Genomic DNA, 10,926 nt, shown 5'->3' on the forward strand with positions numbered 1-10,926 from the left:
TATTTAAAAAATGAATATAACTATTTTAAAGACGATTTAAATGCAAAAGGTATATATGTCAATAAATATGGGTTATTGGATTCTTTAGAAGATGTTTTGACTTATATAAGCTTAAGACAAAAAGACATTAGTTCTGGAATACAGTTGGAAAATTTCTGGAAAGAGCTCCCAACAAAGATTAGTTGTGTCAAATTGTAAAAGTGTATTCATTTAGCAATGGGATTAATCGCAATCAAAAATATAAAAGCAATAAAACTAATAGTTGGCAATTAAAATTATTTTACTTTAACAATATGGAGGTGATAAAATGCCCACAAACCAAGAAAAAGTTTCACAGCTTTTAGCAGATTCGCACTTTGCATTCATAAACAGCCAAAACAACGAATCTCTTCATTTAGCAAACGAGGCAATTAGGCTTGCTCCAAAAAATCCTGACGCTTATCAATGTGCAGGAGATGCGTATATGTCTTTGGGGCAGTATGAAAAGGCGGTCGAGAGCTATAAAAAAGCGGTCAAGCTTGATCAGAATAACGGCAACAGGTATTTTAACTTAGGGTATGCCCTTGCTACCAACGAAAAAGCGGCAGACGCTATAAAAAATCTTGCAAAAGCTGATGAGCTTGGTTGTTCGCCTGAGAACACAGTCCAGCTGTATAACCTGCTCGGAATAATCTGTTTCGATATAGGAAGATATAAGGATGCACTTGTAAATCTTGAAAAAGCGGAGCAGATAATCGGTGTGGATATGGATATCATGAAACGTAAGGCAATTATTTACGGCATGAAGAATGATATCCGAAACGGACTTCTTACCACCAATCAGATGAAGCTTGTCGCACCGTCAGACTACACTGGCTATCAGCTTGCATTTAAACTGCTGTGCCAGGCAAACCGCCTCGACGCCGCAGAACGGGAACTTGAAATGGCTAAGAAATATGCCGAGCTTTCAATGGATTACTACTTTGACTGCATGACCTTTGAGATTCAGAAGTATCAGACCGATAAGGACAAGCAGCGATATAACAAGGCTCTTACATTTATTGAAGAAGCCTTGAAAACGTTAAAACCTACGTCTACAGAGGTAATCGAAAGCTATATCAACGCCGCAGAAATATATTTGCAGCTTGAAAATCCCGATAAAACCATTGACTGTCTGAATGCGGCACAAAATCCTGCCGAGTCATATAATCTCGGTTTTGATGTCATTGATAAGGAATTTGAGCCTGTTAATCTTACAGAATATGATGTTGAGGAAATGATCGAAGCCGATAAGGAACGCATTGCTGAAAAATACGGCGATTATGGTCTGGAAGAATTGGCTGAAAGCATTGAACCCGATGAAAACGGAGCAAGAGAATATCTTACGAACGTTGAAGATGAAACCGATACCGAGGAAACGGCGTACAAGCTTGACGAAACGGAAGAAATTGAATTGACTCCCGAAAATATAGATCAGATCAATCGTCTGTATATAGGAGCATATACTCTGAAAAAGGAATTCAATAAGGTGATCGACTATGCAAGAAAATTGCAGAGCAGCGAAAGCGTTCAGAATTCATACATAGGAATTTACAGCGAAACAAACGCCTACAAGGAGCTTGGCTCGCCTGAAACAAAGCAGAAGTATGAGGAAACGATAAAATACTTCAGAAACGCTATGATCAAAGACTCAAGCGATATGGCGGCTGTGACATTCCGAATTCAGTGTTATATGGATATTGGTCAGTATGAAGAGGCGGAACATCTTTGTAATCTTCTGGCTAACGAACTGAGAAAGCCTTTACTCGAAAAAATAGAGGAGGCGAGATCCGTTGACTCTTGAACAGGATATTAAGCTGAGCAGTGAGGCTTTTAAAACTGCGGCGAATGAAATGTCTGCTTTAAAAACAAGAGCTGAAACGCTTAAAACTACGCTGGAACAGATGTATAATGACCTGACAACGGCTTTAGATACGCCGGCCGGAAAAGAGATCGAGATCGAGGCAAAGGACGTACTTATCAAACCGATAGACGACCTTATCCTTGTAATTGACCAGATGTCAAAAACACTTGATGATATAAAAGATACCCCATATTATCAAGGTGTGTTTGATAAATATGAGCAACTGATGCAAAACATTAAATTCAATTAATAGGAGGCTTTTACTATGGCAATGGGAAACACCGGTACGGTAAACGTAACGCCGGAAATGATCAACAATGCAAAAGACGCAATTCAGGAGTATAAGGATACTGTAAAAACTCTGTATTCTCAGTTGGAGGATACTATGAGTGCTCTTATTCCAGGTAATTTCAGCGGAAGTGCGGCAGACGGCTTTAAATATTTTTACGATAACAATATTAAGTCTGTTGCAAATACGGATGTTAACGATTCTGGAGTAATGCAGATTATAACTCTTATGAATAATATCGTAGATGGAATTTCTGAAGCAATACCTGCGGAACGGGGCGTTGACGAATCACTTGCGACAGAGAACAGAAAATAAACGGGAGGGTAATAGATATGGCAGGATGCAGAATAGTAAACGAAGGCGTTTCAAGCGCTGTGGAAGCAATCAACGGTTATGCAACATCATATAGAACTGCAGGCGAAACGCTCATAACCTCACTTAGCAGTGCGATCGCAGATATGGAGGGTGCGGCTAAGGATGCATTTAAAACTCTGATTGACGGCGATATTAATAATTTTGTCGCAACAGATTTACCTGGAGCAATTGAAGGTATGGCGTCTCTTCTTGAAGCGAACAGAGATAATTTTGAAAAGGTTGATCAGCAGATTGCTGATAATATAAGCGGCGGTTAAGTACATAAAAGCGCAGCCTGACATTGCTTTGTATCAAAGGTTTTAGGCTGCGCTTATTTTTATCTTGGGAGGTATATACATGGCTTTTAAAATACTTAATGACGAAGAAATATCGCTGCTTACTGACGAACAGGTAGAATGCTATCAAAAAGAACTTAAAATATATAAGCAGAGAGAGGCTTTTGTAGAAAAGCTGACAAAACTTGAAAATGCGGAGATCAAGCCGTATAAACCGAACCTGAAATCAATCGATATTATCAGGGAAATCGAGTTTGCACCTTTCATAAGTCCCGAGCGGCAAAAGCTCAGTCTGAAACCTATGCAAAAGCCTGAACTCCCTGATGATCTTATCGGCAAAGCGAGCGAAAAAATCAATATATCTGAAGTAATTAAATCAAACGCTGTTCTTAAAGAACAAATTGGTTTCAATCATAAACTGTTTTCAAAGGCCAATAATTTAAAATGTTATGAGCAAAAGCAATATGTATTACACAAACTATCAAAACCTGTCATACCCGATACGACCTTTACTAGATTAGAGAATGTACTTTTGAAACCGGTAAATATCAAAAAAACTGCCAAGTTAAATCTGCATGAGTTTATTGCTCCTGAAAAAAACAAGGTTGTTCTTTCAAAAGCAGAAATTTCGAAAATTAAAATAGGAGCTTTTGTACCACCTGAAAAACCTAAGCTTGACTTTGCGGTTAATGCAAAACCTGAAACGGTGATAAAACCCTTTGAAAAACCCGAATTTACTTTGAAAGCTTTTCTCGAAGTTCAAAAAGTAAACGTTAATATGCCGACTTTCCGACAGCCGAAAAGAAATAAACCGGATATCTCTGTTAATGTGAAATCTGATTTTAAAATTAGAACGTTTAAAACGCCCGAAACCACAGTTACTGATCTACCTCAAATAAGAAAAGCTGAAGTTGAAATAGGCAGTTTTCAGCCTCCTGTGCAGCCAAAGCTTGATATTAAGCTAAATTTTGTATCTGACGTTGAAGTAAAGGCATTTGAGAAACCTGAATTTGAAGCGGTTAAGTTGCCTGTGATCCGCAAGCCTGATGTAAGTCGTATAGAGTTTCATGCTCCTGAAAAACGAGAGATCAAGCTTTCTGCTATCGCAAAACCAAGTATTAATGTCAAGCCATTTAAAAAGCCGCAGGATATTAAGACAGAGCTGCCTGAGTTTCCGAAAGTGAATATAAATATAGGAAGCTTTACAAAACCTCAGGAGATCATACCAAAACTAAATGCAAAGGTAAAAACATTTAAACCGATAACAAATTTTAAGAAACCCGAATTAAGCCGACCTGAGCTGTCTGATATAAAAGTTTGCAAAGGTTTTGAAACAGGAACAGAAGCACAGGACATACTTTCCATGCTGAATAAGGAAACTACATTATGAAAAACAACGAAATAATGATATCCGCAAGATTTGAATTTGACGATAAGAGTAAATGTCAGGAGCTTTCATTTCTTGTTCTTAAGGATATTACCCTCAAAGCTTTTATCGAGGCTTTGTATTACGGATTAAAAAAATCCCCGGATTATGAGAAATGTTTCGAGTTGCTTGAGCAATATATCAAAACCAGAAAAGAACTTCAGGTGCTGTATACGGCAAAGGGCAGCTATAATGTGATAGATTTTACAACAGATGTTGTGAAAGACGGCGAAAAGGTCAAAATTTATAATGCAGAGCTTGATAAGTTGGGTTTTGTAACCTCAAGCTGCGTCCTGTTTACGATGAATGAGGAGATCAAGCCGTCTTATTTGTTTAAAAAAGAAGAGAACAGCTATATCTTAAAAGAAAAAGATACGCTTGAATATAATATAAGTACTCGCAGACTGAATGTCATTGAATCCTCGGTAATAGACATAATTCCGCCCAATGATATGCCCCAAAAGGATAAATCATCGCTTCTAGATGTTCTTATTCCCACCGTGCTTTCCACAGGAGGAATGCTTGGTGCACGTTTTCTTATTATGAAACTTGTGCCGAGTGCTTCGTCTATGGGCAATACTATGCTTCTTATGTCGGGTGCTATGGGAGTAGTATCTTTGGTTACTTCATTCTACAGCTTTATGAAAAAAAGGACCGACTATAAAAAGAACGTTGAGGAATGGAAGAACAACTATGAGAACTACATTGCCAGAATTATCAGAACAATAAAAGAATGGCAGGAAAGCGATATTGTATATCTGAACAGCGTGTATCCGAATATGGATACATTGTTTAAGAATACTGCCGAGATCAACGGTATTATTTTTTCAAGATCTCAGAACGATAATGATTTTATGAAAATATCGCTTGGCACTTCTGATGAGGTAAAGCCGCTTTTTGAGATCAAAAGCGAGAAAAAGGATAATATCTTTTACGATATTTATTACAAAATGCGTCGTAACAAGGATGAGATCGAAATAATAGTTCCGACAAAGAAAAAGAACAGAAAGCTGAAAAAGCTTTCTCCCGAGGAAATAGCTGAAAGGGAGCGAAATAAGTTCCTCCTTACCGACTTAGCGTACAATTTTGCAAATAAAGGCGTGGACACTAAGAATGATAACGAGGTTATCGGATTTAACTACCTCAGAAGTGACAGTGGTAAAAAACCGCCTTTACTGATAGATTTGAAAAACTGTGGGGCTTTGGGCGTTATATCAAATGATGTTCAGACTTCTCATCGCTTTATTCAGCATGTTGTTTTCGAACTGGCATATTATCATTCGCCCGAGGATCTGCAATTTGTTTTCTTTTTCGACAAAGAGGACAAAATTGAGAAGCAGAATGAAATACTGAAAAACTATAAGTATCTGCCCCACACGAATGAATTGCTTGACGGTGTTTCACAGTTTGTATTTGATAAGGACAGCTCAGGAATAGTTTTCGGACAGCTTCTCAGTATTATGAATAGCCGGTCCAACAATAAAAAGGAAGATACCGATGATTCTGTGTCAGACGGTAAACTCACACAGATAGTATGTGTGGTTTTCGATGATTATGATATAAAGGAAACAGGTTTTTCAAAGTTCTTGCCTGAAGTTCCAAAAGAGGGTGAGCCTTATATCAATTTGCTTGGACTTACTTTTATTTTCATTCGACCTGTAAAGGATATGCTTCCGAAATACTGTGGAAATATCGTAAATATTGACAAAGAGAATGAAAAGGAAAGAAAAGTGAGCCTTAGATATAACGTTCTTAGCAGAGAAACCTTGAATGTTTTAAGCGAGGACAAGGGCGATAAAACCAAGGCAAATGATACTGATAAATTGATAGAGTATAAATATTTTCAGAACAAGTATATGTTTGGTCCAGAAAGCTATGATGATAAGTTTGATCTTGCATTCAGACAGCTAAGTGCAATTTACTATACTCGTATTGCAGAAAATGGCAAGGTTCCCTCTATGGTTACTTTGTTTGAGCTATACGGATATAATTCCGAGAAAGTCGAAAACGGCGAAGTAAAATCAAGCATACGAAAGAGCTGGGAGGATATTGATAGAAATGACGTGACAAGAAATCTTCGTGTTCCAATCGGTAAGCATGAACACGGCACAATGTATCTAGATCTATACGAAAAGGCAGACGGACCTCATATGCTTGTTGCGGGAACTACTGGTTCAGGTAAATCCGAAACAATAATTACATACCTTATAGGACTGTGCATGAAATTCTCACCTATGGATCTAAATCTTATGCTTGTTGATATGAAAGGCGGCGGCTTTTCCGATCGTTTGGGAGATCTACCGCACTGCGTCGGAGTAGTAACGGATACGGCAGGAGAGGATGAGGGAACATCTGCTGCGTATATGCTAAAGCGTTTTCTTGAAACGCTTAATGCTGAAATAAAAAGGCGTAAATTGTTGCTCTCAAGTTTCGGAGTTGATAATGTTGATTCGTATATCAGAGCATTAAGACTTATCAGAAAAATAAAGGAGCTTGAATCCGACGAGGAGAACAGTGAAGAAATCAAAAAGCTGAAAAAGAAACTTAACAATAAGCAGCAAGAAATTTTGAGTAAGGATCTGAGTGAGCTTTCACCATTGTCGCATCTTGTCCTCGTTGTCGATGAATTTACTGAGTTGAAACGTTTTTCAAGCGAGAGCAACGATGTCGATTTTATTGCTGAGATAACGACTATTGCTCGTGTGGGACGTACATTAGGATTTCATATCATACTTGTGTCACAGAATATCGAGGGAGCTATAACCGATGATATCCGTGTAAACTCCAAAGCAAGAATATGTCTTAAGGTAGCCACAAAACAAGCCTCAAAGGAAATGATAGGAACTCCTGCCGCCGCTGCTCCGACTATGCCCCTTAACGGACGAGCTTATTTGCTTGTTGGAACGGGTGCGAGATTTGAGTATTTTCAGTCTGCATACACTGGAGCTAATAAAAATCTCAATATTGATCCGGCAGTCATTGTTACTCAAGCAACAAATTCAGGTAAATTCAACAACGGATTCTATTCCTCCAAAAAGGACAATATTATAGAGAAAAAACGCAGTGAAAATGTTAGTGAGCATGATACTCAGTTGGCTTATGTTGTTAAAACCATTATTGAAATAGGAAAAAACATGGAGAAACCTCGTCAAATATTTTTGCCACCTTTGCCGGGCGTAATTACGGATAAAACAGATTGGGAGGGTTTAAGTTGAGCAGAGAAAAAATTCTGTGTACTTTGGGCAAATTCGATATACCAATAATTCAGATGCAGCCGACTTTTATCGTTGATCTGCTGGATTCCAATCTGATTTTGTTCGGTTCTGCTATGAGCGGAAAGACGACTTTCATTAAAAACCTTGTCAATATTCTTCATAAACAATATGACGAAGATCAAGAGCAGATATTCATTCTTGATTTTGGCGGAGCTTTGTCAGAATATCGCAGCTTGCCATTGGTATCTGCATATTTTGATAATTCCAACGAGGAATATGTGAAACGTGTTTTCAAGGTAATGGATAACATATTAAAAGACAATATCAAGACCCTGAACGGTAAAAACTACAGAGAAACTACAGAAAATCAGCCTATACATACAACTTTTATTATCGACAACGTAAACGCCTTTATAGATGAATCCAGATATACTGCATATCAGGAAAAGCTTGCAAAGCTTTGCAGAGATGGTCTGTCAAAAGGAATTACCATTGTGGTCACGGCGGGAGAAACCAAGGGATTGAATTCATATATGGCAGTTTTAAGCAGAAAATCGCATTTGAAATGCCAGCAGACAAGTATGCTGACATATTCAATGGTAAGGTCGACGCTATTGGTAATAATCCTGGTCATGGTTTTGCAAATGTAACAGTAAAACCGGAGGGTATTACGGGTACGTTTCGTATGAATCTGCCGTATGAAGTGCAGTGTTTTAAAGCTCAGGCTCTTAATGAAATCAGTAATAATGATAAATCGCTGCCATTTCAGACTGCATTAAGAAAAAAATTCGATTTTGATATTGATACACAGGAATATGGAAAACACGTCAAAAAATATTTGACATTTCCAAAAGAACTGAATAAAGATGACTATATACGCCTGAAACAAAAAACGAATATTGAAGAACAAGTCAAGTTTCCTGTAAGTGTAGGTCTGGATTATGTAGATTTCTGTCCTGTTACAGTCGATTTAGGAAAATCCCATGTAATTGCAATTTACGGCAAAAAAGAATTCGGAAAGACCAATCTTCTGAATCTGCTGATCAACGGTCTGGTAGAACAGAAAGATGACATACGTCTTGTATTTTTTGACGATGGACGTAATCAGCTAAGCGAAATATATGAAAAATATGAAGCGGTTCGGGAGTGTGTTCTGATAAATAAATTTGATAAAAAAGATCTGCCTTTAAAGGACGGAACAATTGTAAACAGAAAGCTTTCGCCGCTTCAGCAGTTCTATTTGTATCTCAATGAAAATTACATAGAACTGGATAAAAAGTTTCTTGCGGGAATGTATGGAGTCAGTGAGAACTTGAAAAAAGAGTATGAAAATATTCCCGGCTGCAATACGGATGAAACTCCTTTTACAGTATTCATTATCCAAAGCAAGCTGATATATTTAAACACTCCAGAAGGCAAACGTTTTATTAATTCAATACTTCCACAGCTTGCCGCAGTGGCGGAGGAACGTGAGTTTTTGTTCATTTTTTCGGATGTTCAGAAAATAAGCGACGGAGAGCAAAACTCATTTTTCAACAATAATATTTCCACTGCATTTTTGCTTGACAATGTAGCAGAATTTGCAGGTGAAAGAGGTCAGAAAACTATCTTTGGAAATATGGATGTAAAAACGCTTAAAGAAGATTATGCTCGCTGTGAATTAGGCGACGGGTATTGTTATGACATTGAAGCAGATAAACTTGTTAAATTGAAATTTATTAAATATTGAAAGGAGCGGTAATTATGGCAGATTCGGCTTTTGTATCGGCTGATATTGATAAATTCGTACAATTTGAGAAAAAAAGCGAGGAAGCGATCAAAGAATTTGACGCTATAAAGGAGAAGTTTAACGATATAAACACTACACTTCTTAAAAAATGGAAAGGTGAGGGTAAAGACGCTTATAAGAAAGAATCGGATCATATTATGGAGAACATAGGTGGGATAAAGGATATTCTTGATTCCATCAACAATGGAGTGGTCAAAGACACTAAGGACGCTTATCTTCAGCTTGACGAAGAACTCGGAGAGTTTAATAAGAATCCACAGACGGCTGAAGGAGAATAAGATATGAGTAAACCAAGTGTAGGTGAGCTTGACACGAGATTCAATGATAGTCAGACTGAAAAACTCGAAAAGCTGACTGTACTTAATGAAAACTCCGAAGAAACCATATATAACTTGATTTTTTCTGTTTCTCAAAATAAGGATAAGGAGAAAGAATCAAAATCTGTTTAACATATTTATGGAGAAAAGGAGTGAATATATGGCAACTATTACTTTATACGCAGGCAAAGTAAATCAGATGTCAAGCCTGATAAACCACGCAAAAAAAGCAGTAAAAGAATATAAGTCTGATTTGAGGTCGCTTAAATCAAAAGTTCTTAAAATTGACAGCGGCATATGTAATGTTGATGATGTTATCAGCTCGATAAAATCATCAACGAAAACGCAGGAAGATAAGATAGAAACTCTGGAAAATCTAAAACAGGACATAAATGATTTTATATCTGACGTTGTACGAATTGACGGAGACGCCGCAGAAGCGATAAATAAAAGTAAAGACGATTTTTATAATAAATACGAATACCTGACACCAGAATGTGAAAAAAGCCGTTGGGAGAAATTCAAAGACGGCTGCAAAAAAGTCGGCGAATGGTGCAAGGAGCATTGGAAAGAAATTGTTATAGTAATTGGCGCTGTGTTGATAATTACAGCAATTGTAATCACGGGATTTACATCGTTAGTTCCGCTATTGACTTTTTTGGGATTGTCTGTAAAATTAGCTACAGTGGTAAGTGTGACCGTTTGTGGTATCGCTTTTCTTGCTTCAAGTATTTACTTACTTGGATATCCACTTAATATTCTTGGTAAGATATTCAAAAGTGACACTTTAAAAACTATATCATTTGGTTTAAGGCATCCGATAATATCTCTTCAAATTGGAAAAGTTAAGCCTGGAGTGGGAAATACTAATATTAGTACAAATGCCTCTCGTTTTGCAAATGCATTTGATTTTGAAGATAATGATGCTCAAGAAGGATCAGAAGTAAATGCTTTTCGACACACTTTTTGGATTTCAATTATAACAAGTAAGTGGGGAGAGAATATAGGCTTACAAGTTGGTAATGCTCATGAAAAAAATCAAAACGTTATTCATGAAATCAAAGATATATACTCGCATAGGTTTAAAACTTTAGGTGATGCTGATCAAGCAGTTGATTTGTTAAATAATGTTATTGGACGGGAGATTGGAAAAACAACATCAATTGATAGTACATCCAAAGATATAGCAAAAAAAGTATTAGATTACTATTATACAAATGGATTAAATATTGTGAAGGAAACTGATGATGGACATTATGTGATTGTAAAAGAACGACTTTCATACGAACGATACAAAGATGATTTAATTTCATACGAACGATACAAAGATGATTTAATTATATTGGAAACACTTGATG

11 protein-coding genes and 1 pseudogene are annotated in these 10,926 nt (G+C 37.1%); all 12 read left to right on the top strand.

Going from position 1 to position 10,926, the window contains the following annotated elements; translation table 11 throughout:
* Nucleotides 1–198, top strand: a 198-nt coding sequence (locus tag DW793_RS15505) for a hypothetical protein (RefSeq protein ID WP_252969895.1), incomplete at its 5' end; no start/stop codon positions are given.
* Between the two features lie 109 nt (nucleotides 199–307).
* The gene (locus DW793_RS12960) at nucleotides 308–1,822 is read left to right on the top strand and encodes a tetratricopeptide repeat protein (RefSeq protein WP_118158386.1); all 1,515 of its coding nucleotides are present in this window, start codon (nucleotides 308–310) and stop codon (nucleotides 1,820–1,822) included.
* A complete protein-coding gene (locus DW793_RS12965) occupies nucleotides 1,812–2,132 on the top strand; it encodes a hypothetical protein (RefSeq protein ID WP_117859661.1) in 321 nt (106 codons plus the stop codon). Before DW793_RS12960 ends, DW793_RS12965 begins: the two co-directional genes overlap by 11 nt.
* A gap of 15 nt (nucleotides 2,133–2,147) precedes the next feature.
* The gene (locus tag DW793_RS12970; protein ID WP_117859662.1) at nucleotides 2,148–2,486 is read left to right on the top strand and encodes a WXG100 family type VII secretion target; all 339 of its coding nucleotides are present in this window, start codon (nucleotides 2,148–2,150) and stop codon (nucleotides 2,484–2,486) included.
* 17 nt (nucleotides 2,487–2,503) lie between these two features.
* Entirely contained in the window at nucleotides 2,504–2,803 is a 300-nt protein-coding gene (locus tag DW793_RS12975) for a WXG100 family type VII secretion target (RefSeq protein ID WP_117859663.1), read from the top strand.
* Between the two features lie 79 nt (nucleotides 2,804–2,882).
* On the top strand, nucleotides 2,883–4,211 hold the full coding sequence (locus DW793_RS12980) for a hypothetical protein (protein ID WP_118158387.1): 1,329 nt from the start codon (nucleotides 2,883–2,885) through the stop codon (nucleotides 4,209–4,211).
* Nucleotides 4,208–7,462, top strand: a complete 3,255-nt coding sequence (locus DW793_RS12985; protein WP_118158388.1) for an FtsK/SpoIIIE domain-containing protein — start codon at nucleotides 4,208–4,210, stop codon at nucleotides 7,460–7,462. The genes DW793_RS12980 and DW793_RS12985 overlap by 4 nt, the downstream gene beginning before the upstream one ends.
* Nucleotides 7,459–8,112, top strand: coding sequence for an FtsK/SpoIIIE domain-containing protein (locus tag DW793_RS15510; protein ID WP_252969896.1), 654 nt, complete (start codon nucleotides 7,459–7,461; stop codon nucleotides 8,110–8,112). Before DW793_RS12985 ends, DW793_RS15510 begins: the two co-directional genes overlap by 4 nt.
* Entirely contained in the window at nucleotides 8,028–9,191 is a 1,164-nt protein-coding gene (locus DW793_RS12990) for a hypothetical protein (protein WP_252969897.1), read from the top strand. Before DW793_RS15510 ends, DW793_RS12990 begins: the two co-directional genes overlap by 85 nt.
* 14 nt (nucleotides 9,192–9,205) lie before the next feature.
* Nucleotides 9,206–9,529 carry a hypothetical protein gene (locus DW793_RS12995; RefSeq protein WP_117940415.1) on the top strand — a complete coding sequence of 108 codons (324 nt, stop codon included), beginning with the start codon at nucleotides 9,206–9,208 and terminating at the stop codon, nucleotides 9,527–9,529.
* 3 nt (nucleotides 9,530–9,532) lie between these two features.
* The gene (locus DW793_RS14805; protein ID WP_171028803.1) at nucleotides 9,533–9,700 is read left to right on the top strand and encodes a hypothetical protein; all 168 of its coding nucleotides are present in this window, start codon (nucleotides 9,533–9,535) and stop codon (nucleotides 9,698–9,700) included.
* Nucleotides 9,701–9,728: 28 nt separating this feature from the next.
* Nucleotides 9,729–10,926: pseudogene (locus tag DW793_RS13000) on the top strand (hypothetical protein); the annotation flags it as partial.

The sequence above is a fragment of the Ruminococcus sp. AM31-15AC genome, from assembly GCF_003462045.1.
In the GTDB taxonomy this organism is placed as follows: domain Bacteria; phylum Bacillota; class Clostridia; order Oscillospirales; family Ruminococcaceae; genus Hominimerdicola; species Hominimerdicola aceti.

Coding starts and splice junctions, on each gene's coding strand:
- DW793_RS12960 (WP_118158386.1), top strand. CDS start 308: ATGCCCACAAACCAAGAAAAAGTTTCACAGCTTTTAGCAGATTCGCAC.
- DW793_RS12970 (WP_117859662.1), top strand. CDS start 2,148: ATGGCAATGGGAAACACCGGTACGGTAAACGTAACGCCGGAAATGATC.
- DW793_RS12975 (WP_117859663.1), top strand. CDS start 2,504: ATGGCAGGATGCAGAATAGTAAACGAAGGCGTTTCAAGCGCTGTGGAA.
- DW793_RS12980 (WP_118158387.1), top strand. CDS start 2,883: ATGGCTTTTAAAATACTTAATGACGAAGAAATATCGCTGCTTACTGAC.
- DW793_RS12985 (WP_118158388.1), top strand. CDS start 4,208: ATGAAAAACAACGAAATAATGATATCCGCAAGATTTGAATTTGACGAT.
- DW793_RS12990 (WP_252969897.1), top strand. CDS start 8,028: ATGCCAGCAGACAAGTATGCTGACATATTCAATGGTAAGGTCGACGCT.
- DW793_RS12995 (WP_117940415.1), top strand. CDS start 9,206: ATGGCAGATTCGGCTTTTGTATCGGCTGATATTGATAAATTCGTACAA.
- DW793_RS14805 (WP_171028803.1), top strand. CDS start 9,533: ATGAGTAAACCAAGTGTAGGTGAGCTTGACACGAGATTCAATGATAGT.